Source organism: Colwellia sp. SU-HH01172 (assembly GCF_057553355.1).
On sequence record NZ_BAAJMB010000010.1, the window covers coordinates 79,777 to 102,324 of the forward strand.

The 22,548-nt window shown below is 39.7% G+C and carries 28 protein-coding genes; 15 read left to right on the plus strand and 13 right to left on the minus strand.

From position 1 onward, the window contains the following. Window positions 1–2 precede the first annotated feature (2 nt). The 8 genes from gspG (at window position 3) to AC27JP_RS19945 (ending at window position 5,659) form a co-directional block, all read left to right on the plus strand. Window positions 3–437 (plus strand): type II secretion system major pseudopilin GspG, encoded by a 435-nt coding sequence (gene gspG / locus AC27JP_RS19910; protein WP_487117685.1) that lies wholly within the window; start codon window positions 3–5, stop codon window positions 435–437. A 31-nt stretch (window positions 438–468) separates the two neighbouring features. Beyond that, window positions 469–1,089, plus strand: coding sequence for a type II secretion system minor pseudopilin GspH (gene gspH / locus AC27JP_RS19915; protein WP_487117686.1), 621 nt, complete (start codon window positions 469–471; stop codon window positions 1,087–1,089). Further along, window positions 1,073–1,471 (plus strand): type II secretion system minor pseudopilin GspI, encoded by a 399-nt coding sequence (gene gspI / locus AC27JP_RS19920; RefSeq protein ID WP_487117687.1) that lies wholly within the window; start codon window positions 1,073–1,075, stop codon window positions 1,469–1,471. The genes gspH and gspI overlap by 17 nt, the downstream gene beginning before the upstream one ends. Beyond that, window positions 1,468–2,151, plus strand: coding sequence for a type II secretion system minor pseudopilin GspJ (gene gspJ / locus AC27JP_RS19925; protein WP_487117688.1), 684 nt, complete (start codon window positions 1,468–1,470; stop codon window positions 2,149–2,151). The genes gspI and gspJ overlap by 4 nt, the downstream gene beginning before the upstream one ends. Next, window positions 2,144–3,136, plus strand: coding sequence for a type II secretion system minor pseudopilin GspK (gene gspK / locus AC27JP_RS19930; protein ID WP_487117689.1), 993 nt, complete (start codon window positions 2,144–2,146; stop codon window positions 3,134–3,136). The genes gspJ and gspK overlap by 8 nt, the downstream gene beginning before the upstream one ends. Window positions 3,137–3,225: 89 nt before the next feature. Continuing rightward, window positions 3,226–4,452 carry a type II secretion system protein GspL gene (gspL, locus tag AC27JP_RS19935; protein ID WP_487117690.1) on the plus strand — a complete coding sequence of 409 codons (1,227 nt, stop codon included), beginning with the start codon at window positions 3,226–3,228 and terminating at the stop codon, window positions 4,450–4,452. Beyond that, entirely contained in the window at window positions 4,449–4,916 is a 468-nt protein-coding gene (gene gspM, locus AC27JP_RS19940) for a type II secretion system protein GspM (RefSeq protein ID WP_487117691.1), read from the plus strand. Before gspL ends, gspM begins: the two co-directional genes overlap by 4 nt. After that, a complete protein-coding gene (locus AC27JP_RS19945; RefSeq protein WP_487117692.1) occupies window positions 4,916–5,659 on the plus strand; it encodes a type II secretion system protein N in 744 nt (247 codons plus the stop codon). Before gspM ends, AC27JP_RS19945 begins: the two co-directional genes overlap by 1 nt. A gap of 53 nt (window positions 5,660–5,712) precedes the next feature. Here AC27JP_RS19945 and yrfG read toward each other — a convergent pair whose 3' ends face one another. Then, window positions 5,713–6,387, minus strand: a complete 675-nt coding sequence (gene yrfG, locus AC27JP_RS19950; RefSeq protein WP_487117693.1) for a GMP/IMP nucleotidase — start codon at window positions 6,385–6,387, stop codon at window positions 5,713–5,715. Between the two features lie 141 nt (window positions 6,388–6,528). Between yrfG and nudE the strand changes: the two genes are divergently transcribed. The 3 genes from nudE to AC27JP_RS19965 all read left to right on the plus strand — a co-directional run bounded on the left by nudE (window position 6,529) and on the right by AC27JP_RS19965 (window position 8,599). Next, window positions 6,529–7,083 (plus strand): ADP compounds hydrolase NudE, encoded by a 555-nt coding sequence (gene nudE, locus AC27JP_RS19955; RefSeq protein WP_487117694.1) that lies wholly within the window; start codon window positions 6,529–6,531, stop codon window positions 7,081–7,083. After that, window positions 7,083–7,901, plus strand: a complete 819-nt coding sequence (gene cysQ / locus AC27JP_RS19960) for a 3'(2'),5'-bisphosphate nucleotidase CysQ (protein ID WP_487117695.1) — start codon at window positions 7,083–7,085, stop codon at window positions 7,899–7,901. The genes nudE and cysQ overlap by 1 nt, the downstream gene beginning before the upstream one ends. Before the next feature lie 113 nt (window positions 7,902–8,014). Continuing rightward, on the plus strand, window positions 8,015–8,599 hold the full coding sequence (locus AC27JP_RS19965; RefSeq protein ID WP_487117696.1) for a YceI family protein: 585 nt from the start codon (window positions 8,015–8,017) through the stop codon (window positions 8,597–8,599). A gap of 102 nt (window positions 8,600–8,701) precedes the next feature. Here the strand turns inward: AC27JP_RS19965 and AC27JP_RS19970 are convergent, their stop codons facing one another. From AC27JP_RS19970 to AC27JP_RS19990, 5 genes are all read right to left on the minus strand, one after another. Continuing rightward, entirely contained in the window at window positions 8,702–8,941 is a 240-nt protein-coding gene (locus AC27JP_RS19970) for a YheU family protein (protein WP_487117697.1), read from the minus strand. Next, window positions 8,938–9,909 (minus strand): hydrolase, encoded by a 972-nt coding sequence (locus tag AC27JP_RS19975; RefSeq protein ID WP_487117698.1) that lies wholly within the window; start codon window positions 9,907–9,909, stop codon window positions 8,938–8,940. The genes AC27JP_RS19970 and AC27JP_RS19975 overlap by 4 nt, the downstream gene beginning before the upstream one ends. Window positions 9,910–10,012: 103 nt before the next feature. Continuing rightward, on the minus strand, window positions 10,013–10,702 hold the full coding sequence (locus AC27JP_RS19980; RefSeq protein ID WP_487117699.1) for a flagellin: 690 nt from the start codon (window positions 10,700–10,702) through the stop codon (window positions 10,013–10,015). 118 nt (window positions 10,703–10,820) lie between these two features. Continuing rightward, a complete protein-coding gene (locus AC27JP_RS19985) occupies window positions 10,821–10,952 on the minus strand; it encodes a DUF3149 domain-containing protein (RefSeq protein WP_487117700.1) in 132 nt (43 codons plus the stop codon). Window positions 10,953–11,084: 132 nt separating this feature from the next. Beyond that, window positions 11,085–12,353 (minus strand): acyltransferase family protein, encoded by a 1,269-nt coding sequence (locus AC27JP_RS19990; RefSeq protein WP_487117701.1) that lies wholly within the window; start codon window positions 12,351–12,353, stop codon window positions 11,085–11,087. A 144-nt stretch (window positions 12,354–12,497) separates the two neighbouring features. Between AC27JP_RS19990 and AC27JP_RS19995 the strand changes: the two genes are divergently transcribed. Next, entirely contained in the window at window positions 12,498–13,361 is an 864-nt protein-coding gene (locus AC27JP_RS19995) for a LytTR family DNA-binding domain-containing protein (protein WP_487117702.1), read from the plus strand. Window positions 13,362–13,449: 88 nt separating this feature from the next. Here the strand turns inward: AC27JP_RS19995 and AC27JP_RS20000 are convergent, their stop codons facing one another. The 4 genes from AC27JP_RS20000 to AC27JP_RS20015 form a co-directional block, all read right to left on the minus strand. Continuing rightward, window positions 13,450–14,694, minus strand: coding sequence for an RNA polymerase sigma factor (locus AC27JP_RS20000; protein ID WP_487117703.1), 1,245 nt, complete (start codon window positions 14,692–14,694; stop codon window positions 13,450–13,452). Continuing rightward, complete coding sequence (locus AC27JP_RS20005) at window positions 14,691–15,032, minus strand: YciI family protein (RefSeq protein WP_487117704.1); 342 nt, start codon at window positions 15,030–15,032, stop codon at window positions 14,691–14,693. The genes AC27JP_RS20000 and AC27JP_RS20005 overlap by 4 nt, the downstream gene beginning before the upstream one ends. 401 nt (window positions 15,033–15,433) lie before the next feature. Further along, window positions 15,434–16,159 (minus strand): tetratricopeptide repeat protein, encoded by a 726-nt coding sequence (locus tag AC27JP_RS20010; RefSeq protein WP_487117705.1) that lies wholly within the window; start codon window positions 16,157–16,159, stop codon window positions 15,434–15,436. 70 nt (window positions 16,160–16,229) lie between these two features. Next, complete coding sequence (locus AC27JP_RS20015; protein WP_487117706.1) at window positions 16,230–18,131, minus strand: ATP-binding cassette domain-containing protein; 1,902 nt, start codon at window positions 18,129–18,131, stop codon at window positions 16,230–16,232. A 130-nt stretch (window positions 18,132–18,261) separates the two neighbouring features. On the opposite strand from AC27JP_RS20015, the gene AC27JP_RS20020 reads away from it, so the two are divergent. Continuing rightward, window positions 18,262–18,456, plus strand: coding sequence for a YheV family putative zinc ribbon protein (locus AC27JP_RS20020; RefSeq protein WP_487117707.1), 195 nt, complete (start codon window positions 18,262–18,264; stop codon window positions 18,454–18,456). 76 nt (window positions 18,457–18,532) lie between these two features. Here the strand turns inward: AC27JP_RS20020 and AC27JP_RS20025 are convergent, their stop codons facing one another. Together AC27JP_RS20025 and AC27JP_RS20030 are read right to left on the minus strand one after the other, a co-directional pair. Next, on the minus strand, window positions 18,533–18,754 hold the full coding sequence (locus AC27JP_RS20025) for a SlyX family protein (protein ID WP_487117708.1): 222 nt from the start codon (window positions 18,752–18,754) through the stop codon (window positions 18,533–18,535). Next, window positions 18,754–19,776, minus strand: a complete 1,023-nt coding sequence (locus tag AC27JP_RS20030) for a WD40 repeat domain-containing protein (RefSeq protein ID WP_487117709.1) — start codon at window positions 19,774–19,776, stop codon at window positions 18,754–18,756. The genes AC27JP_RS20025 and AC27JP_RS20030 overlap by 1 nt, the downstream gene beginning before the upstream one ends. Before the next feature lie 92 nt (window positions 19,777–19,868). Between AC27JP_RS20030 and bamJ the strand changes: the two genes are divergently transcribed. Beyond that, window positions 19,869–20,627, plus strand: coding sequence for a BamJ family beta-barrel-assembly machinery protein (gene bamJ / locus AC27JP_RS20035; protein WP_487117710.1), 759 nt, complete (start codon window positions 19,869–19,871; stop codon window positions 20,625–20,627). An 88-nt stretch (window positions 20,628–20,715) separates the two neighbouring features. Here bamJ and AC27JP_RS20040 read toward each other — a convergent pair whose 3' ends face one another. After that, window positions 20,716–21,828 carry an NAD(P)/FAD-dependent oxidoreductase gene (locus AC27JP_RS20040; RefSeq protein ID WP_487117711.1) on the minus strand — a complete coding sequence of 371 codons (1,113 nt, stop codon included), beginning with the start codon at window positions 21,826–21,828 and terminating at the stop codon, window positions 20,716–20,718. A gap of 176 nt (window positions 21,829–22,004) precedes the next feature. Between AC27JP_RS20040 and AC27JP_RS20045 the strand changes: the two genes are divergently transcribed. Continuing rightward, window positions 22,005–22,547: a hypothetical protein gene (locus tag AC27JP_RS20045; RefSeq protein ID WP_487117712.1), complete on the plus strand. Its 543-nt coding sequence runs from the start codon at window positions 22,005–22,007 to the stop codon at window positions 22,545–22,547. The last annotated feature ends 1 nt before the right edge of the window (window position 22,548 follow it).

The following is a 22,548-nucleotide window of genomic DNA, read 5'->3' on the forward strand; positions in this document are numbered from 1 at the left end:
AAATGAAAGCAGTAAAGAATGTTCGTGGTTTTACCTTATTAGAAGTTATGGTGGTGATAGTAATTTTAGGTATATTGGCCAGTATGGTCGTGCCAAACTTAATGGGTAGCCAAGAACGCGCAAATATGCAAAAAGCTGTTTCCGATATTAACGCCCTAGAAACGTCATTGAGTATGTATAAAATGGATAATTATAAGTATCCAAGTACAGAGCAAGGACTAGAAGCGTTAGTAACAGAAACGGATATTGAGCCAACACCGCGTCGTTTTCCTGAAGGCGGTTATGTTAAGCGTTTACCTAATGACCCATGGGGCAGTGAATATCAATTATTGAATCCAGGTGAACATGGCAATATGGATGTTTTTTCGATGGGACCTGATGGTGAAGCTGGCACTGATGATGATATTGGTAACTGGAATTTAGGCGACTTCCAATAATCAGTAAAACTGATTTTTGCTAATTATGAGCATGAAGTATAAGCAAGTGCCGGACAATAAATATTGTCGACAATCTGGCTTTACCTTAATTGAAGTTATGCTGGTCATTGTTTTGATCGGTATCATGGTGTCTGCGGTACAGTTTACTTTTTCAAGTAGCAAGCCTGAGCAAATATTACAACAAAACAGTGCCCGCTTTGCGGGCATTTTTGACGTTGCAGCAGAGTACGGCATGTTAAACAATGTCGAGCTAGGACTATATATTGATGAAAATACTTATCAATTTCTTGGCTATGACGGTGTGCGTTGGTCGCCAATTGCAGACAAGCCGTTGTTTGAAACCTATACCTTACCTGAAGGGGTAGAAATCTCATTGCAACTTGATGATTTGCCCATTGAAGAGGAACTTTTGTTTGATCCTGAGTTATTAAATAACGAAGAAGATGAAGATAGTTTTACTGAAGAGGAAGAGAAAAAAATTATTCCTCAGGTCTACATCCTTTCTGGCGGTGATATTACCCCATTTAGTCTAACATTTGAGCTAGCTGACTTTGCCTTTGATGAAGGGGAAGATGTCATTTTTAAAGTGTCAGGAATTTATGCTACCCCGTTAACCATAGAAGGACCATTGGCTAATGTTAACCGCGGTTAAATATGCTCAGCATAAGCTTGTCAACGGCTTCACCCTTATTGAAGTGATGTTAGCGATGGCGATCTTTTCCGTTGCTGGTATTGCTATTTTGGGAACTGCTGACACCAATGCGCGTAACTTAGGCCATTTGGAAAGTAAAATTGTTGCTAGTTGGGTGGCATCTAACCAATTGGTTGAGGCGACGTTAGATACGACTTGGCCACCAAAAAATAATAAGAAAGGTAAAGTGGAACTTGCTGGATTGGAGTGGTTTTGGCAGCAAAAAGTCATTAAAACTACAGACACAGATCTCCGTGCTATCGTGATGGAAGTACGGTTAGAAGAAAAAGACGAGTCAGCACTCAGCAGTTTAATGACCTATGTCTCAAAGAACACTCAATGAACGTCCTAACCGCCACTAAGCCCAGCCCAATAAAATCAACTAAATTGGCGATAAAACAAAAAGCGCTCGGCTTTACCTTGTTGGAAGTCCTAATTGCTATTGCCATTTTTTCTGTGATCAGCATGGCAAGCTTTAGTATTTTTCAAACCGTGTTAAATAGTGATGAACTCTCTAAAGAGCGCACGGAAAGAATTAATGAATTACAACGCGGATTTTTAATTATAGAACGGGATATGTTGCAAATAGCGCGACGCAGTGTACGTTTAAACGGCGAAGCTCCGCAGGAAGGCTTTTTACATACCGACAATGAAAGTTTTTCAAGTAGTGAACAGGCGTTAGGATTTGTTCGCCACGGTTGGACTAATCCAGGTTTATTGTTACCGCGCAGTGACGTGCAATCCGTTGCCTATCAGTTGAATGAGAATGTGCTTGAACGTTTGCATTTTAATTTTGTCGATGCCGTGTTAGGTGAAGAAGCTAAGGTTAGGCCGCTTATATCTCAGGTAGAAAAATTAGATTTTGAATTTTATGACGGCAAAAAATGGCAGCAAACTTTGCAAGAAAATACCTTGCCGGTTGCTATTGCGATTGAGCTTGATACCACAGACTATGGCCTTATTCGCCGTCAGTTTCTCGTTGCAGGTGATAGCCTGCTAGATAAGGACGAGACAAGTGATTAAGGCTAATGCGCAAAAAGGCGTAGCATTAATTACCGTGATGCTAATTGTGGCATTGATTGCAATACTAGCGACACAAATGACCGCTCGTTTACAGCTGCAAATGCAACGCACCACTAATATTGGCTCAAATCAGCAAGCGTATTGGTATGCCATGGGGGCGGAAGCCTTTGCAAAAAGCGTATTAAAGAAGTCATTTGAAGACAATGAAGAAGTTACCAGTTTAGAGCAAATGTGGGCACAAGGTGAAAATACCTTTCCGGTTGATTTTGGTGAAATTACCGGTGAGATAACCGATTTGCATAGTTGCTTCAATTTAAATGCCTTACGTACCGAAGTTAGTAGTGGGAATAATGCAAGCACTAAGTCGTTACCGAGAAAGGCCTTCGAAGAATTGTTGATTGCGTTAAATATTGAGGGGGTTGGAAATTTTGAAGCTGAGTCAATGGCTGACGCATTAACTGACTGGCTTGACGAAAATGACAGTATTTCTAGTGCTGGCGGTGCAGAAGATAGTGACTATGCCGCGAAAGAGTTTCCATATTTAGCCGCAAATAATTACTTGGCCAGTATTGGTGAATTAAGAGTCGTTGAGCATTTTACTGTGGCGGTAATTAATAAGCTAAAAGATTACGCATGTGTACTACCTGATACAAATTTGAATCTAGTAAATATCAATACCATAGCGCAAGATAAGCCTGAAATACTTGTAGCTATGTTGGGGATCAGTCAAAATGATGCATCACAAGCTTTGTCTAGTCGTGAAGATGAAGGCTTTGCAACGGTTGATGATTTTTTTAGTCTACCTGAATTGAGTAAAGCGAAGGTTTCAACAGAGCAGAAAGAGCAATTTACTGTGAAAAGTGAATATTTTAACTTGCAAACCAAGGCAAGTTTTAATGATAGTTACTTTGCTATGAAAACCATTATGAAAGTAGAAAATAAAGATAGTATTAGTGTGATCAGTCGTAGCATAGGACGAGAATAACTTTGCTATGAATAGCGTATTTAAAGTGACAGTGAAGTGGCAAATAAAAATAATATAAATGTGATCAGTCGCATCATAGGACGAGAATAATGGGCGAAACCTTATTTATCCGTTTAGGCAGCCAATTTGACAGTAAAATACATTGGCTGGTTAAAACTAACGGACAAGAAGAAATTATTGCTAGTGGTGAGTTACCCAATGCAGGTGAATTAACACAGTTAACCGCAAAGGCAAAGTCGCGCGACATTGTTACCTTTGTGCCTGCCTGTGATATTGCTATAAAAAGTTTAACCGTCCCCGGTTCTTCACAGCGGGCAATTCGTTTAGCCGCCCCTTACATGCTTGAAGATGAGCTAGCACAAGATGTAGAACAATTGTTTTTTGCCTTTAGTGAGCAAAAGCAAAATGAACAGGGTAACAACTGTTTTATTGCGGCGTTAGAACGAGAGCAGTTATCGTTATGGCAACAGTGGTTAAAGGCTGCAGACATTTTCTGTAAAATTATGATCCCTGATGCTCTGGCATTACCTGTCAACGCTGAGCACTACACGGCGGTTATGTTAGACGATCAATTTCTTATGCGCTTGGACACTTGGCAAGTGATGTCATTTGAAAGTAATGCTTGGCCGTTTATTGCGGCGCAGTTAAACAATAGCGCAGCTAAAACAATTCAAGCATATTCGCCACTAGCAAATCTGCCTGATGATTTGAGCATCGAATTTTTACCAGAAGAGCTGCCATTAGCTATTTTAGCAAATCACCACTCAGTAAAGTTCAATCTACTACAAGGCGAGTTTCAGGTAAAAGAAAAGCGCTCAGCAACATCAACCAATTGGCTTTGGGTTGCAGGCTTTGCCGTTTTTGCGTTAGTGCTTAACTTTACCTTGAAAGGCTCAGAGCTCTATCGTTTATCGAACCAGCAAGCAGCAGTAGAGCAAGAAATTGTTGCCAGTTATAAAAGCGCATTTCCAGACGCTAAGCGGGTAAATGTTGCTACGATTCGTTCGCAACTCAAGCGCAAATTAACGGAAGTTGGTAATAGTGGCGATTCTGCGGGTTTTTTACCTTTATTAATTAACCTCGAACCCGCCTTAGCCAGCGTGCCAGAAATTGAACCTCAAACATTGAAATTTGATGGCAAACGCAAGGAAGTACGTATGCAAGCTGTTGCGAAAGATTACCAATATTTTGAAAAGCTAAAAGTTGCTTTGGAAAAAAGTGGTTTGTCGGTAAACCTAGGTGCGCAGAATAACCAAGGTGAGCAAATTTCAGGGTCTTTTAGCATCAGCGATAATTCATCTAAGGGGCGCTCATGAAAGCTTGGTGGCAGCAACTAAATGTGCGCGAGCAAAAGCTGGTGATTGTGATGTCAGCGCTGGTCTCTATATTCATTCTGTATAGCCTGATTTGGCAACCACTGAATGAAGGCATTGCTGATAAAAAATTAAAAATTGAACGCCAGCAAGCTTTGCTAACTTGGGTAGAAGAAAATACTCAACGATATCAGCAAGCAAAGCGCAGTGGTGGTAGAAGCAGCGGTGAAAGCTTATCTAGTATTATTAATCGCACCTCGCGCATAGATAAGATTAATATTACCCGAATGCAGCCACAAGGCGATGATTTGCAAGTATGGATTGATGAAATATCTTTCAATGCACTATTGTCATGGTTAGAAAAATTGGCAAGTAGAGAAGGGCTGCAAGTTAAGAGTATTGATTTAAGTAAGGCGGAACAACAGGGTGTTGTTCGTGTTCGTCGATTACAATTAGGAAAAAGTTAATGAAAAAGAACTTTGCTATCGTGGCAATTTTTCTCGTTTTATATAGTGTTTTTGTTATTGCACTTATGCCAGCTAGCTGGTTAATAGGGCAAATTAAGTTGCCGAAAAATGTTGCGGTAGCAGGTATTGAAGGCAGCATTTGGCAGACAAAAATTTCACAAGTTATGGTTGATGATATTTTGCTTAATCAAGTGCACAGTTCATTATCACTGTTCTCAGTACTGATGCTAGACCCTAAACTTAATATTACTTTTGGTAATGCATTAGTTAATGGCCCGGAAGGACAACTTAGCGTTAGTGGTTTACTTGCAGAGTTGACCGTTGAAGAAGCCAAAATTAATGTGCCGGCCAATATGGTAACTGCAAAATTGAATTTACCCATTGACGTAGTGGCACATGAAACGCTTGATATTAACATTGCGAGGTTTGTGGCTGGTAGCCCGATTTGTAGTGAACTTATTGGCGACCTGCAGTGGCGTAACGCTGCGGTTACGGCCCTTGATGAAAAAGTAAAACTTGGTAAGTTGTCGGCGACATTAAGTTGTGAGCAAGGCGAACTTATCGCAGAAGTTGAGCCGAAAAATGACTTAGGCCTTAGCTATCGTGCACAAATCAAAAAAGGTGGTCGTTTTGCCGGTAGCGGCTACTTAACACCGGGGACAAAGTTTCCTGAACAACTCAAAGGGGCGTTAAGCTTTTTAGGCAAAGCAGATAAACAAGGTCGTTATCGTTTAAAAATATAACCACCATAAACTCTGCTGTTAGGGTGTATTAATGTCAATCATATAAAGGCGTACTAGGTTAAACTTGTACGCTTTATTTCTACTAAAAGCTCTCGATAATCGGTTATGGCGGGATAATGACTAATGCACCGGCTTTCTTGCTGGCTATCGGGGTTAGCAACGGCCAATAGGTGCTTAATACCATACTGCTTAGCAGAATCTAAAATCGTTAAACTATCATCAACAAATAGCGTACTTTCTAGATTAAAACCGTGCTTTGCTTGTAGCCTTTGCCACAGTAATTGCGATTCCTTAGTGACACCAAATTCATGGGTTGAATATAAGGTATCAAAATATTGATCTAATTCAGTGCGTTCAATTTTTAGCGATAAACTGTCAGGGTGAGCATTTGTAACTAAAACAATATCTCGTCCTGAAGCTCTCAATGCCGTTAAAAAGTCATGTGCATCATCGCGTAACCTGATCAAGTGCTGCACCTCACGCTTCAACTCGGTAATCGACAAGTTAGTTTGCTTGGCCCAATAATCTAAGCAATACCAATCAATGGTGCCTTCAACTTTTTTATAGTGACTTAGTAATAAGTCTTTTGCCTGCTCGAGGCTAATATTCTTACTTTCACTATAACGTTTAGGTAAATGATGAAGCCAAAAATGATTGTCAAAATGCAAATCTAGGATGGTTCCATCCATATCCAGTAAAACAGTTGAAATTTTTGACCAATCAAGCATAGATTTTATCCTAGAAACACGTTTATTATAGGATTATACCCAAGAGGTTTCGCTGTGTATTCAATGTTATTGCAGTTTTACTAAGTTTGAGTTTTTTCCATTGAGGCTTTGCCTCATTTTCTGTTGCGATTAAAGGGCGTTATGAGCACAAATAAACAGTTACCGAAAATTACAGCCTGTAAACAGGTTGCGAAAAGTCGCTTGTTTGCCGTTGAGCAAATTGACCTGAATTTTAGCAATGGTGAAAAACGAGAATATGAACGAATACCGAGTAGTGGTCGAGGTGCTGTAATGATTGTACCTATGCTGGATGCCGAAACTATGTTGCTGGTTCGTGAATATTGTGCCGGTACTCATAGTTATGAATTAGGCTTTCCAAAGGGGCTTATTGATCCCGGTGAAGAGGCATCGACTGCGGCCAACCGAGAGCTGAAAGAAGAAATTGGTTATGGTGCAGAAAAGTTGACCTTCATTCATCATGTTGCCACCGCCCCGGCTTTTTTTGACGCAAAAATGACTATTTTTCTAGGCGAACAACTTTATTCGGAAAAATTAGTTGGTGATGAGCCGGAAGAGTTGGAAGTGGTACCTTGGCGTTTGGCTGACTATCAAGAGTTACTCGCGGCGAGCGATTTTAATGAGGCCCGCAGTATTGCTGCGTTATTATTAGTTAAAGATCACTTGGGAGCTATTTAATGAGCCCAGACAAACTATTATCTATTGCAATTGAAAGTGCTAAAAGTGCAGGGCAAGAAGTTGCTCGATATTATAAACAAAAAGACTTTACCTCAGAAGTTAAAGCTGACAACAGCCCGGTAACAAGTGCAGATATCGCATCAAACGATGTTTTAATGGATAAGCTGAGAACCTTAACCCCTGACATTCCCGTGATCTCAGAAGAAGTTGGTGCTTTGCCGCTGGCTGAACGAGGCAAATGGTCGCGTTATTGGTTATTAGATCCTATTGATGGCACAGGTGAGTTTATTATTGGTAGCGGTGATTTTGCTGTTAACATTGCGCTGGTTGAAAATGGTTGGCCTAGCATTGGTGTTATTCATGCCCCAGATCATCAGCTAACTTATTACGGGCAAAATAATTTAGGCGCTTTTAAAGAGGATAACCTTGCCAGCCATAAAATTCAGGTTGCTGAATACGATGGTAAACGCCGTATAAAGGTTGCTATTAGCCGACGCCAAGATATAAATTTAATGGGGCAATATTTAAATGATGAGTTTTCCTATGATCATATCGCCCTTGGCAGTTGTTCATTAAAGAACTGTTTAATCGCCGAAGGTGGTGCCGACTGTTATTTAAGGGTTGGCCCAACAGGTGAATGGGATACTGGTGCTAGCCATTGTATAATTGAACAAGCGGGTGGCAGCATTATTGATAGTGAGTTTAATCCCTTAACTTATAATCAACGGGAAACCTTAATGCAGCCAGATTTTCTATCATTAGGGAATAAAGCGATACCATGGCAACATGTGATTAAACCGCACCGAGCGATGCGTTAGGCCATTGGGGTAATTGATGATATATTGTCAGCAATTCGCTGTGGTAAAAGTGTTAAGTCGTCGTTAAATATACTAAATATGGTGCAAACCTAAATTAAACAATGGAGTGCTTAATGCGCAAATCTACAAAAATATTGCTAACTCTATTTTCTTTGGCGCTAATGAGCTTACCTAGCTTAGCGGCATGGAAATTAGACAATGAAAATTCACGACTTAATTTTGTTTCAGTTAAAAAAGCCAGTATTGCTGAAAACCACAGTTTTAAAAAGTTAGAGGGCAGTATTGACAATAATGGCAAGGTTAACATTAAAGTTGATTTGACCAGTGTTGATACCAATATTGCCATTAGAGATGAACGGATGAAAAAGTTTCTGTTCGAGTCGGATAAATATCTTTCAGCTTTATTTAATGCTCAGCTAGATAATAAAATGTTGGCGACGCTAAAGGTCGGGGAAAGTCGTGTAACAAGTGTCTCTGGTACATTGAACTTTCATGGTCAAAGCCAAGCCATCATGATAGACGTTAATGTTAGCAAGCTTAGTAAAGACAGCTTGTTTGTGACCACAGTTAAACCATTCTTTATTAAAGCGGATGCCTTCGGTATTGTCGCAGGTATAAATAAACTAAAAGAATTGGCGGCGTTACCTAGCATAGACTATGTTGTGCCAGTGAATTTTTCGGTAACTTTTACTCACTAGTTGCTATTTTCACTACAAGCAAAAAAGGCACTTCAAAAGTGCCTTTTTTGTTTTTGATATCTGCTAATGCCGTAGGATTAGAATTGATATAAAAGCAAAATGTTATTGCTCTTCTTGCTCAATACCTTCCACAAACTGGTCTGCTGGCAAAATATTTACCGTTTCATGTAGTTCAGAATATACAAGTAATGCAGTTCCTTGTGACAACTGCTGATATACCTGCTTAATTTTGTCGCTAAGTGCAACATCTTCACTGCCATACTCGGTGCCTTCTCTAAGCACAAAGTTTTCAATAATTGCCGTTACTGTTTCTTTTGGTAATGTCTCTAATGGAATAATCATAAATGTCTCGAAAAAAATTCGGGTATCCGTGTTTCTAACCAAAATTGTGGTTTGAAAGGGTTGTTACCACTGATAAAGCCAACATGGCCACCACGCTCACTGACTTCAAAGGTGATATTGTCAGGTAATCGTTCAATTGCCGTGGTATTAGCGTGGCACAAGAACGGGTCATCGCTAGCGTGAATAATCAAGCACGGGGCTTGAATATCATTAATAACATCACGACCACTGGCTTGTTGATAATAATCATTTGCGTCGATAAAACCATTAACAGGTGCTGTCACCATTTGGTCAAAATCTCTGATAGAGCGAATAGTTAACAACTTGCTTTTATCGATATTAGTAAGCAAATTAATCTTCATCTTTTCCAAGGTGCTATTTTTTAGCATATCAACAAGGTATTTTTGGTAAACGCGTGAGAAGCCTTGGTTTATCCTATCGCAACAACTTGATAATTCTAGTGGTGCACAAATAACACTGGCGGCTTGATAAATATTTTCTTTTTGTTCGGCCAAGTAACGCGTTAGTACATTGCCCCCTAGAGAAAAGCCAACAATGGCTTTTTTGGCTTGCGGGTAACTGTTAGCTAAATGGCGGCTAAAGAAGTCGACATCGCAAGTTTGGCCGCTATGATAAGACTTTGCCATTCGGTTTGGTCGGCCACTACAGCCTCGAAAATGCATTAAAACCCCAACCCAGCCTTTTGCTTTAATCGCTAAAAGCATGCCCTTGGCGTAATGGCTATTTTTAGAGCCTTCTAAACCGTGTAAAACCGCGATAATGGGCCGGTTGCAATCAGAGCTTACTTTCTCAGTCCAGGCTAAATCGACAAAATCGCCGTCAGGTAGCTCTAAGGTTTCATCGCTGGTTTCTATGCTTTGGTGACGTCGGAAAAATTTCGCCGCCATGGTTTGGATATGGCCATTTTTAAGCCACCAAGCAGGCGAGAATGAACTTTTGGTAAACATAAGGTTATCGAGGCTGAAAAATATAAAAAATTATTGTACGGTAAAACGGCGTTAATGCCCACCTAAGGTCGATAACTTAGTTAAAAGTTGACGGTATGATGCACTAAACTAATTGATTTATTAATAAGCCTTTACGCGACTCTTCATCTTTTTTATTAATAATGGTTGCTTGAATCAATGTCGCCGTTTGTTGTTGTTCGGCTGATGCATTAGCAATGTCTGTGTCTTCAATTCTAGAGCGAGATGCTGACGTATTAACAAATTGCGTGTCATAGGTGGCAACTTGACTGGCTAGTGCATTACTTTCTGCGCCTAAATTGGTGGCGGTTGCGCCTAATACACTGCTTGCGTCAGTTATTGCTTGTTGGCTTGTTGCTGGATCGGTGGCATCTAGGCTAGGTAGAAAGTTATCAACACCCAATGTTTCACTAGCAACGGCGTTAATTTGCTCGGTTAATTGGTCCAATTCACCTTGAATTGCACTACTATCACTTAATGGGTTAGCAGACTGAATGGAAAGTTCGTTGGCACGTTGTAAACTTTCGTTGATGGCACTTATGCCACCAGCTTGGACGTTATTCTGGTTAACTTGATCTTGAGCGTTAAAGCTAAGTTGCTGAGTACTGTTTAGTTCTGCGGTTAATCTTGAGGCAATTTGTAACCCAGCAGGGTCATCAGCGGCTGAATTAATACGTTTGCCAGAGGCGAGCTTTTCTTGTTCTTTTTCCTTATCCTGCTCAAGGCGCTGCAATAGGCTTAAAGAACTCGATGCTTGGTTGACTGATAATTCCATAACACACCTATATACTCATGATCCGCTGCTAGTGAATCATGAGTATAGCAAAATAAGTAAACTCACGCTAAAACTGTACAACCCTATCAGTTGATAGCTAAAGTTGGCTTATTAGTGGTTACTTTTCATCTTCACTTATATGTTTTAAAAAGTAGTAGACATAAAAGCTGCAAATGCCTAATACAATAGCCAAACCAATAAATGAGATAAGTACTACGGGATCATTGATTAGCATATCTATAATGTTCATAACTCACTCCTAGAGAAAAGAAATAGCTTAAGTAAACATTGTAAATAACTCATTCGATTCGATTATTGATTTAGATCACTGTCATATTCACTTTTTCCTTCGGGATAGAATTTTTACGGTTTTAGTTGCGATTTAAATCAAAATCTCGATACCAATAGGTACCACAAGTAAAACTGCAGCAATATAAGCAAAGCGTTGTTGAACTAAGCTATTGTGCTTGTTCATTGTTAAACCAAAGCAGGGTCGTAGAATATTGATACGCTTAATGACTTCATAACTGAACAGACAGGCAATAATGGTGCTTGAAATGAGGAGTAAGGGTTCTAAAGTTGCCCCTAACTGTAGCTTGGACAAGTGGTAGCCAATAACAATAATGAAGGTTTGATGAAGGATATAAAACGGGTATACCGCTTCATTTAAATACTGCAGTTGTTTTGAGTTTTTATTAAGTAACTTATAGGCCAAGGAAAATAATGCCAGAACACCTAAAACACGCAGTAAACTGTAGTTGAACATGCCTAACATTAATAACCATGAATCATGACTTTTTGGGTTTGCAAGCTCAGCTAACCAGATCTGATCGTAAAAATAGATAAAGCTAACATAACCTGCAACAAAACTGCATATTAACCAAATTAAGTTAGCTTCTAGTCTTCGCCAAAAATTTTGCTGCCAGCCAATTAAATAGCCGTAAACCATAAAGGTGAAACCAAGCGGGTAACGTACCTCATTCATAGGCCAATTAATTTGGATAATAAACAATGGTAGCGTTGCAATAAGTATTGCGACAGGGCCTCGTTGTTTGAATAGCCAGTTAACGGCATTGACGATTTTTGCTGTGTTAAGTAACGGCAATAGGCAAAGTAGTAGCAATGAATATTGCCAAAGTGAGCGTAAAAACCATAAATGATTGACATCAATATGAGGCCAAATACCAGATTGATATTTATCGAAAACGCCATTGCCACCGCTAAAGAAAACCTTGATGAACTGCCAATAACTCATGTTGAGATCGCCGTTATTGGTCATTTCAATATAGAGTTGTGGTGGCACAACAATTAAAATACCAAATAACAAAGGTAATAATATGCGTAAAGAGCGCATGCTAATAAAGCGCCAAATGGTAACTTTCGCCATAATAAAGCGAATAGCAATTCCCGAAATAAGCCACAGCAAGGCCATACGCCAAGGCTCTACCAGTAGCATAATATTTTCTAATGGCTGTGAGCGATATTGGCTTTTAACGTGCCAGCCCCAGTTTTCGACATAGAACATGCCACAATGAAATAAAATCAATAAGCCAAAGGCGATCACTCTTAACCAATCAAGGTCGTATCTGCGCTTGGGCATTCGGCTTTTTTCAGGAATGAAAAGTTGTGTAAAGGCAGTTAATTTTTGCATTATTGTCGTGACTCAGTTTGCTTGTGATAAAGTGATAATCACTGATACACTAAATTAATGCCCACCTAAAATGCCCTAAAAACAATGGTTAGGGACAAGTGGTGGAATACAGGGATAGCAGTTAATTGTTTGAGACACGTTACCATGACTAAGCTGGCACATTTTCAAAAATATAAGTTACGTTATGAAGTTGTCGTACTCTTTATTTACTTTTTTATTAACAGTACGCTGCAGGCGACTTCGGTTATTATGGAAGCAAAGCGTAAAGGAGAGGCTATACCATTTGCCTTGTGGGAACCTTTTGTTTGGGAATATTCTAGTGCGTTAAGTGTTTTACTGCTGTTCCCATTTATGGTGGTTTTACTGCGCCTAGTACCTTTTAGTTGGCAGCAGTTAAAGCGCTCCATATTGCTTTATTTTTTAGCCTCAATAGTTTTTTCGCTGCTACATGTTGGCATTATGGTTGGGCTGCGCAAACTCGTCTATATTTTGGCTCAAGGCCATTATGACTTTGGTGATATTTGGTATGAACTTTTCTATGAGTATCGAAAAGACTTATGGGCTTTTATCTTTTTTATAGGCGTGATTAAAGCATATGAATTTATTTTGAGTCGTTTGTCGGGTGAAGCGAATCCCGTGGCGCAAGGTGAAGATGTTGATGAAAGCGCTGATAGCAAAAATGATATTGATCGATTGTTGGTTAAGAAATTGGGCAAAGAGTTTATTATCAAAATTACCGATGTTGAGTGGCTAGAATCAGCGGGAAATTATGTTAATTTACATATCAATGGTCGCATTTACCCTACCCGAGCCACTTTAACTCAATTAAGTGAAAAAATTACCGAGAAAGGTTTTTGCCGTATTCATCGCTCGCATGCCATCAATTTAAATTGCGTTGAATCGATCACGCCATTGAGTAGCGGCGACAGTGAAGTTAAGCTCAATAATGGCAAGATTTTGAATTTATCTCGTCGTTATAAAGATAATTTTAAAGCACGACTTGCCTAGTGACATTGGTTTTTGGGGAATAGTTCCGTGATACTGCCTTAGCCGTGGTACTTGTATTATGCTGACAGCTACTAACGAACAAAAAATATTATTTTGCTAGCAGTCGTTTATATAATAATTGCTTAATACCTTCGGTAGGGGCGGACGCTATTGCGAGTTCAGCGTATTTTTTCCCTCGAACGGCGTTGCCACAACGAAAAAGTAAATCAGCCTGCACCGTATACCAATGATAGGAATGATTTAGCCAATCGGGGAAGTCAGTCGATTCTAATACCGCTAACCCTGCTTGAGGGCTTTGCCATTCCGCAGTAGCAATTGCGCGATTTAATTGGTTTAGAGGCGACGGTGCTATCTGTTCGAGTAGTTGGTAACAGGCAACAATTTTATCCCAGCGAGTCTGACTAAATGACGGGGACAGACAATGTTCGGCAGCGATACTTGCCTCGATATGGTAGCGCGAAATGGTATCGCCGTTAGCTGATTGTGATAAAAAGGCCATAGCTTCTGCAATTTGTTGGCGGTTCCATTTATCACGGTTTTGCTGTTCTAGTAAAAGCAAGGCGCCACAATCATCTTGTCTTGCCTGAATTCTAGCAAGATGGAAATACATTAAGGCAAGCAATGCGTAACTATTGGGCAGCTGAGAAAATTTATTGTTGATTAATAACCTCGCTAAATGAGTGGCTTCTTGACATAAATCTTGTCTAATCGCTATGTCAGCATGTGAAGATAAGTATCCCTCAGTAAAAACTAAATATAAAACCCGATGTACTGACGACAGTCGAGTAGTCATTTCATCTCCGCTCATGCTTTCTAAGTTTGTAGTTAGATCTTTAAGGTCTCGTTTTGCACGGCTGTAACGCTTGTAAACATTAGCTTCAGTGATAAATAATCTTAAGGCAATTTCTTTAATACTAAAGCCACACAGACTTTTTAAGGTGAAGACTAGTTGAGACTCAATTGGAATTGCATCATTACAAGCGATAAAAAGCATACGCAGCATGGAGTCACTTATTTCACTAGCAAAGGGAATGTCTTGATGGTCAATTTTGGTGTGCTCTGAAATTGTATTATATTCAGCTAGCAAAATGTCTTGGCGTTTTGTTGCTCGAATTTCTGAAATAAGGTGATTAAAGGCGACTCGGTAAAGCCAAGCCGATGGTGTTTTAGGTTTTTCACCCTTGCGCCAAAACTCTAGCGCTTGTGCCATCGCCCATTGCACTGAATCTTCAATAGCTTCAATGTGCTGTATGCCTGTTCGGCGCAACAATAACGCCACAAGTTTTCCGTACTCGTGGCGAAATAAATGCTCTACTTGTTTTTGTTGTTTCAAAGGCTACAGATTTCTCTTATTTCAATACTGGTACCGGTATTGGTAACCATTGGACTTGCTTGGATGACGGTTATGGCTTCGTCTAGGCTTGTTGCTGTTAGCATCATATAACCGCCAACAATTTCTTTAAGTTCAATAAATGGCCCATCGGTAACACTGTCATGTCTTACCACGCTAGCAACAGAGCCTAATTTGTTGCCCATATCTAAAATGTTATCAGCAAAGTTTTGCTGCCAAGCTTGATACTTAGCGTACATGATTTCCATTTCCGATGCTGAAGGCTGTTCACAGCCGCCAGTTTCACTGCGTAATATGCACATATAGGTATTATTTTTCATTTCTTACTCCATTATAAATAAAAGGGGAACGTCATAAATTTAACTTATTGACTTAGTTATAACGCATCAACCTGAATATTTTGGACACTTATCTGAAAATATTTATTTTATTGCAGTAATTTTTTATAGATGCCGTGTTTTAAATGAATATAAGGCGGTATCAGAAGTTATTTGGTTTAGTGAGCTATTATGGCGGACAATACTTGAATTGCTGATTTTCGGTTGGTGACACTAGATGTTTTTTGGGATTGCTAAGGTACTTTTAATTGGTGCCGATATTTAATTTACGGGTTTTGCTTCTCGTTATTAAGTACCGCACATTATTGATGCGCTTAATTTTTATAAAATTAAACCCGCAATAGGGAGTTGCGGGTTTATGGTCATTGGGTAAGTTATTTGCGTTAAGAAAGCTTTCTTAATTTTAGCTCTCGTTGTTCGATGATTTTCCGGTAAATAGCATCAGCTTTTTCACGAGCAACTTTAATTTGCTCAATCGTTAGCTTATGTTCATCCATATCGCGACTTTTTTCTGCTGTTTTATAACCATTTTTCGCGGCAATAATATTCCAGATATACGACAGCTCGGTACTTTTCTCTACCCCTTTACCTTCAAAATACATTAACGCTAAGTTGAATTGCGCTAAGGCATAATTTTGATCCGCAGCCTTTTGATACCAACGTGAGGCTTGTAAATAATTGCGTTTTATACCATCACCGTTATAAAGCATAACGCCTAAATTGAACTGTGCTCGCGGTAGGTCTTTGTTGGCGGCACGCTCCATAAGCGCATATGCTGTTTTCAGATCTTTCTTTGTTACTTTGCCCTCACTGTACAACAGCGATAAATCAAATAAGGCTTCTGAGTAGTTTTGGGCGGCGGCCAAATTAAATAACTCAAGGGCTTTTTTAGCATTTTTAATCACGCCATAGCCATTTAAGTACATGATGCCCATTTGATATTGCGCTGGTGCATATTCTTCAGCAACCAGTGGCTCAAATTCGGCAATAGCGGCTTTAAATTCACCGCGATTTAATTCATATATGCCTAAATCTAGGTCGGCACTATTAGCTGAATTACTGGCAACTAGGGCAAAACTCAATATTGCTAAGATTAATTTTTTCATCATAATATCCTATATTTATGTTGTCCCAATGGCGAAAGTGACAAAATATCTTATGTTAAGTGTAGCAATAAATTTATAATGCTTGTGACATTATCTCTTCTATTTGTTCTTCCAAGTCGAGCCATTGCATTTCGTGCGCTTCAATATCTTGTTTGAGACTAGCCTGTTGCTTTAGCAAGGTTGTTAGTTGCGCCTTATGCTCTGCTTGATATATTTCGCTGTCGGCCAATTTGGCCTCTACTTCACTTAACTCGTCTTGGCCTTTTTGCACTAGTTTTTCAAACTTGTCTGCTTGTTTACGTAATGGTGATGCTTTTTTACGTAATTCTGCTTGCTCTTTGCGCAGCTGTTTTTTATCGATTTGTGGCTCGCTCACGACTTTATTTGCTTTCACCGTTTGCTTTTTATCGTCATTTAGCCATTGCTGGTAATCATCAATGTCACCATCAAAGTCGCTTACTCGGCCATTAGCGACCAAGTAAAATTCATCAACACATGATTCCAATAAATATCTATCATGGGCGATAAGGATGATAGCACCATCAAAGTCTTGCAGGGCCAACACCAGTGCCTGACGCATTTCTAAATCAAGGTGGTTGGTGGGTTCATCAAGCAGTAATAGTTGCGGTTTTTCTAACACGATAAGCGCTAATACTAAACGAGCCTTTTCTCCGCCCGACATAGTACCGACCTTGTCTAATGCTTGGTCACCACTAAAGCCAAAGCGGCCCAAAAAGGTTCTTGCTTGCAATTCTGTTAGCTCGGGCTTTGCTCGAGTTATATGTTCAATAGCACTGCTAGGTAAATGCAGTTGTTCGAGTTGATGTTGAGAAAAATAGCCAACCTTAAGTTCTTGTGCACAATAGCGCTCACCAGTGAGCAGTGCTAAATCGCCGGCGAGTGATTTTATCAAGGTTGATTTACCGGCGCCGTTACGGCCGAGTAAACCAATGCGACTGCCCGGCACTAAGGTCATCTCTACATTTTCTAGAATAATGGCTTCATCACTATAACCACAGACACTCTCTGTTAATGCTAGTAACGGGTAGGGTAAAGTCTCGGGTTTTTCAAAGTTGAAGGTAAATTGGCTATCAACATGGGCTGGTGCTAAGTCAGGTAATTTTTGTAATCGTTTTAAGCGACTTTGTGCTTGCTTTGCCTTACTGGCTTTAGCGCGAAAACGGTCAACAAATGAGGTTAAATGAGCCACTTCTTTTTGTTGCTTTTGGTATTGCGCATCTTGCTGTGCTAAATGTTCAGCGCGTTGACGTTCAAAGGCGGAATAGTTGCCTGAGTATAATTTAGCGCCTTGTTGCTCAATATGTAAAATTTGGCCAATAACATCATCAAGAAAATCACGATCATGTGATATCAAGACTAAGGTGCCGGTGAAGCGTTTTAACCAACGTTGTAGCCAAATAACAGCGTCTAAATCTAAGTGGTTAGTAGGCTCATCAAGTAATAATAAATCGGCACGACTAATCAAGGCTTGTGCCAAGTTTAAACGCATACGCCAACCACCAGAGAATGATTTTACTGGATTTGCCAATTGTTCTTGCAAAAAGCCTAAACCGTGTAGCAATTCACCCGCACGAGCGGGCAAGCTATAACCGCTAATCGCGTCAATTTGATTGATAATGGTGGCTTCTAACGTGCCATTGTCGTCAATACGGGCTTGTTCTAATTTTGCTTCTAGTTGGCGATATTCTATGTCGCCATCAATAACATAATCTAAAGCGGATTGCTCTAACGCGGGCGTTTCCTGCTTAACGGTTGCTATTTTCCAACTGGCTGGCATGGTGAGGTTTCCCATGTCAGGTGGTAAATTACCTAATAAGCTAGCAAACAATGAAGATTTACCACAGCCATTTGCCCCAACAAGCCCGACCTTATGATTTGGGTGTATGGTAAAACTTGATGATTTTATAAGGTATTTTGCGCCTCGGGCTAAACTTAAATCTGTGGCAGTGATCATTTATGGTTACTCTTTTTAATGCAGGGGGCTATTGTCGCTTTTCCTTAGGGGGTTGTTCAAGGTAAAATGACTGCACTAGGCATTTATCTTGTCTTTCTTAACTGATAATTAACTAAAAATTGAGTAAAAAGTGAAAAAACGATTTATAGCTGGCGCTACTTGTCCCAAATGTCAGGCAATGGATACGATGGCATTAACCAAAGAAAATGATGTTGAGACCGTAACGTGTGTCAATTGTGGCGAGCAAATGTCGCAGGCGGCAGAACATGTCGCGCAAGAAGTGCGGCCCAATGAACAGGTTATTGGTATATTCAAACAAGAATAGTGTCGAACGTTAGTGCGTTATTAAGCTAAGCAAAGATCTGTTTCTACTTAGCTTTAATGAGCTGTGAGCTAAATGTTTAATAATGCGGTGGTGGTGGCTCTATCTCTTCTTTACCTTGCGAGCTTGAGGAGTTTTCTTTAAGTCGTTTAGCAATTAAATTGAGTTGCTGTTTAAGTTCTGCAATTTCACTTTGATGGACTGACAGTTCATGATTGAGCTGCTCAATGATATCATCCTGAAAGGCATTACGGGTTTCCAACGATTCTATTGCTTGTTCTATTTCGTTAACTGATTTCACTATTTATTTACCTGCCATAATTCGGCGTATCCTGAAGAGCTTTCGGTGATCACTTGGTTATTATCTCTAAAAGCAACGCTGTACACAACCGCTCCTGCCGGACGAATATCTTCACGTGGCGTTACCCGCCAACTTGTTAGACGATCACCGGTGGCGATAGCCCAAATACTGACCTTGCGTGATGGTGCGCCGGTAAGTAGTTTGGTGCCGTCTGGAGAAAACTGCACCGAACTGAATACTTCTTGGCGATTAAAGTAATTTAGCTTAGAAACCAATTTGCCTGTTTTTAAGTCCCATATATTGGCTGATTTTTTGCTGTCGGCGGTAAAGGCATATCTGCCTTTGGGATCAAGTGCCACCATAGTGACTCGACTTGGGTGATTGAATCGATAGATCACTTGCCCTGATTGGGTGTCCCAAACGTAAGCGACAAAATCATTAGAGCCTGAAATGGCGACTCGGCCATTAGGCATCATATCGACGGCATTAATTTTTTCTTGGTGGCCAAGAAATTCCAGCCTTCTGCCATTGTCGGTGTTGATATGAACAACTTTACCATTGCTTTGCCCAATTAATAGATAGCGGCCATTATTGCTGACCGCAATATCACGAATATTGGATTCGCTTATCGACCAGAAACCTTCTGATTTTCCATCGGCTATATTCCATAACGAAAAGTCGTTTCGATTGGCCACTAAAGCATGGCTATTATTATCGGCAATATCGGCCACTAATACTAAGTTGTCGGCACTATTTTGTTGTTGTGACCAGCTATACTTTAAGGCGTTTTTATCAAGGTCCCAAAGGCTTAGGCCGTGATGTATTGATGATACCACGCTGTATTTACCATCATTTGAAATATTCGCCGCGTATGCGCCTTCAACCGCATGTTGCCATCTTTGCTCTGGTACTTGGCCACTTGGTTGACACGCCGAGAGTAATGTTAGTGAAAACAGTAGCTTGAGTGTTCGTATTGTTGAGTTACAGTTCAGCAAAATATTAATACTTTTTTCTTGTCTCATTTATCGTTAGTATAAGCCGCATTGTTTCACAATTCACACATATTTAATGACTTAGCGGGAATTTCCGACTGAGTAGTAAAACGGAGATATAAATGAAATTTTTTAAACCGACTGTAGTCGCCATTGCTTTATTGTCTGTAATGGGTTGTCAAGAACCAGCTAAACAAGAAGAAAAAGCCGCCGTTCTTGAAACTGAAATACAAAAACAAGCCTACGGTTTAGGTGCGTCAATTGGTATGTACATGGAGCGTAATTTAGAAGAGCACAATAAAATGGGCTTAGCATTAGATAAGTCACTTATTATTCGCGGCTTCACTGATAGCATGGACGGCAAATCGCAAATTGAAAAAGAAGATATTCAAGCATTATTGATGAATTTAGATCAAGCGATGAAAGCTAAACAACAAGAACAAGCAACAGCGAGTGCAGAAGCAAGTTTAGCGGAAGGGCAAAAATTCTTAGAAGAAAATGCTAAGAAAGACGGCGTGCAAGTGACTGAATCAGGTATCCAGTATGTTGTATTGACTGCCGCTGAAGGTGAAAAACCAGCAGCGACAGATACTGTTAAAGTTCACTACAAAGGTACCTTCTTAAACGGCGAAACTTTCGACAGTTCATATGATCGTAATGAGCCAGCTGTATTTCCACTTAATCGTGTAATTTCTGGTTGGACTGAAGGTGTTCAGTTAATGTCAGTAGGATCTAAATTCAAATTTACCATTCCTTCAGATTTAGCTTACGGACCAAATGGTAATCCACCTCGCATTCCTGGCAACTCAGTACTTGAGTTTGAAATTGAATTACTTGAAATTCAAAAGCCTAATGCAGCTCCTCAAGTTGGCGACAAGTAAAGTCGAATTTTTCATACTTGTTGAGCGTTTTGTAAATGAAAAAAGCCAACCTTAGCGGTTGGCTTTTTTGTGTCTATGCTCATAATATCTATGATTTGTTGCGAATTAAACTTTCAACATATTCGGCAATGGCTAAGCTCGAAGTTAGCCCAGGGGAATCTATACCAAATAGGTTAATGAGTCCCTGTACATGATGTTGTTTTTCACTTTGAATGCAAAAATCTTTAAAATCATCGTTAGGTCCTTGTAGCTTAGGGCGAATACCGGCGTAATCAGGTATTAATTTCTCACTATCTAGGTTCGGAAAATATTTGGTTATTGCTTCGACAAATTTTGCTTTCAAATTTGGTGATACTTGGTAATCGACGCTTGTTATATATTCAGTGTCAGGGCCAAATTTTAACTGACCTGCGGTATTTAATGAGGCATGAATGCCTAAACCATTCGCTTCAGGGATTGGATATATAAGCTGCTTAAACGGACTTTTGCCTTGATAGCTAAAATAATGCCCACGACAATAATGTAATTGAGGAATATCTGAACGAGGCATTTCGGCAATGGCTTTGGCAACGTCAGTGGCATGTAAACCAGCGCAATTGATCACATGCTGGCAATCAAGTTTAACTTCTTCACCTTGGCTGTCGAGTAATACTTGTATTCCAGACCGGTTTGCAGTCGCAGCAACGAAACGAGTTTGAGCAACAAATTGCGCACCGTTATGTTCGATATCAGCCAATAAACTCTGCATATAACTATGCACATCGATAATGCCCGTTGATGGTGATAATAAAGCTGCAGTTGCCGCTAATGCTGGCGTAGACTCGTGCAGTTGCGTTTTGTTTTGCCAAATTAAGTCATCAACACCATTTAGCTGTGCTTGCTTTAGAGTTTTGGCTAAATAGGCTTCTTCTTGCTTGCCATGGGCGACTAATAATTTGCCCACTCTTTGATGGGGAATATGGCGCTGTTGGCAGTATTGATACAATAACTTTTTACCACGTACACAAAGTTTTGCTTTTAAGCTCTGTTGTGGATAGTAAATACCGGCGTGGATCACTTCGCTATTACGGCTACTGGTTTCTTCACCAAAAGCTGAATTTTTATCGACTAATAAAACATTGTCATAGTGCTGGCTTAATCGAGCTGCTATGGCTAAGCCAATGACACCGGCGCCAACGATTAGTACATCAACTTTGTCCATTATACTTCCACTCACGCTCATGTATATTTGCTGAATACTTTAACATTTTATTTATTAATAGTAAGGGTGGATGATTTAATTACTGTTAAATCAATATATTGCCTTATATCTTAGTTGTTAGTTATTTAAATTAGCGTAAACTACCTTTAAATAATAAATCAGAACAGGGATCGATTTTGAAACTCTTTTGCTACCTTATATTAATTTTTTGCTCATTTTTGAGCTATTCTCAGGAAAAAAATACAATTGCTTCATTAGATAACGATGAAGGTTTTGCAATTATTGCTATTTATAGCAAAGGTTATGCGGAAAAAATTTTCCTTGAAGGTGCGGGGTTTAGTAATACTCATATTTTTGGTCCATTAGACTACGAGCAGCATTTTGATATTGTCAAGCTTAAAGCAGGAACTTACACTTGGGATAAAGTGCGTAGAAGAATTGGTACGAATTTAACGCAAACTTCTAAGTTCGACGACCAAAACTTAAGTTTTGAAGTTAGGGCTGGGAAACTTAATTATACAGGGTTATTGATGTATGAGACTGATAATAGTTCTTTTTCAGTAAAGATATTAAACCGAACTAGCATTGTTCTAGCAATTGCCAAACAAGACTTCCCTGAGTATTTGAAAGAGCTCGAAGTTGTAAATGCTATTTATCCAAATGATCAATATATAAAGTTTTTCTTAAATAAATCTCAACCTGTTGCAAAAGGAGAATAAA

Excerpts from the sequence above, each read along its gene's own strand:
- bamJ (WP_487117710.1), top strand. The coding sequence starts at position 19,869 with ATGAAATTTTTTAAACCGACTGTAGTCGCCATTGCTTTATTGTCTGTA.
- AC27JP_RS20010 (WP_487117705.1), bottom strand. The coding sequence starts at position 16,159 with ATGATGAAAAAATTAATCTTAGCAATATTGAGTTTTGCCCTAGTTGCC.
- cysQ (WP_487117695.1), top strand. The coding sequence starts at position 7,083 with ATGAGCCCAGACAAACTATTATCTATTGCAATTGAAAGTGCTAAAAGT.
- AC27JP_RS19965 (WP_487117696.1), top strand. The coding sequence starts at position 8,015 with ATGCGCAAATCTACAAAAATATTGCTAACTCTATTTTCTTTGGCGCTA.
- AC27JP_RS20005 (WP_487117704.1), bottom strand. The coding sequence starts at position 15,032 with ATGAAAAATAATACCTATATGTGCATATTACGCAGTGAAACTGGCGGC.
- gspJ (WP_487117688.1), top strand. The coding sequence starts at position 1,468 with ATGAACGTCCTAACCGCCACTAAGCCCAGCCCAATAAAATCAACTAAA.
- nudE (WP_487117694.1), top strand. The coding sequence starts at position 6,529 with ATGAGCACAAATAAACAGTTACCGAAAATTACAGCCTGTAAACAGGTT.
- AC27JP_RS19975 (WP_487117698.1), bottom strand. The coding sequence starts at position 9,909 with ATGTTTACCAAAAGTTCATTCTCGCCTGCTTGGTGGCTTAAAAATGGC.
- AC27JP_RS20030 (WP_487117709.1), bottom strand. The coding sequence starts at position 19,776 with ATGAGACAAGAAAAAAGTATTAATATTTTGCTGAACTGTAACTCAACA.
- AC27JP_RS19945 (WP_487117692.1), top strand. The coding sequence starts at position 4,916 with ATGAAAAAGAACTTTGCTATCGTGGCAATTTTTCTCGTTTTATATAGT.
- AC27JP_RS19970 (WP_487117697.1), bottom strand. The coding sequence starts at position 8,941 with ATGATTATTCCATTAGAGACATTACCAAAAGAAACAGTAACGGCAATT.
- AC27JP_RS20015 (WP_487117706.1), bottom strand. The coding sequence starts at position 18,131 with ATGATCACTGCCACAGATTTAAGTTTAGCCCGAGGCGCAAAATACCTT.
- gspI (WP_487117687.1), top strand. The coding sequence starts at position 1,073 with ATGTTAACCGCGGTTAAATATGCTCAGCATAAGCTTGTCAACGGCTTC.
- gspH (WP_487117686.1), top strand. The coding sequence starts at position 469 with ATGAAGTATAAGCAAGTGCCGGACAATAAATATTGTCGACAATCTGGC.
- AC27JP_RS19995 (WP_487117702.1), top strand. The coding sequence starts at position 12,498 with ATGACTAAGCTGGCACATTTTCAAAAATATAAGTTACGTTATGAAGTT.
- gspL (WP_487117690.1), top strand. The coding sequence starts at position 3,226 with ATGGGCGAAACCTTATTTATCCGTTTAGGCAGCCAATTTGACAGTAAA.
- AC27JP_RS19980 (WP_487117699.1), bottom strand. The coding sequence starts at position 10,702 with ATGGAATTATCAGTCAACCAAGCATCGAGTTCTTTAAGCCTATTGCAG.
- AC27JP_RS19985 (WP_487117700.1), bottom strand. The coding sequence starts at position 10,952 with ATGAACATTATAGATATGCTAATCAATGATCCCGTAGTACTTATCTCA.
- AC27JP_RS19990 (WP_487117701.1), bottom strand. The coding sequence starts at position 12,353 with ATGCAAAAATTAACTGCCTTTACACAACTTTTCATTCCTGAAAAAAGC.
- gspG (WP_487117685.1), top strand. The coding sequence starts at position 3 with ATGAAAGCAGTAAAGAATGTTCGTGGTTTTACCTTATTAGAAGTTATG.
- AC27JP_RS20040 (WP_487117711.1), bottom strand. The coding sequence starts at position 21,828 with ATGGACAAAGTTGATGTACTAATCGTTGGCGCCGGTGTCATTGGCTTA.
- yrfG (WP_487117693.1), bottom strand. The coding sequence starts at position 6,387 with ATGCTTGATTGGTCAAAAATTTCAACTGTTTTACTGGATATGGATGGA.
- gspM (WP_487117691.1), top strand. The coding sequence starts at position 4,449 with ATGAAAGCTTGGTGGCAGCAACTAAATGTGCGCGAGCAAAAGCTGGTG.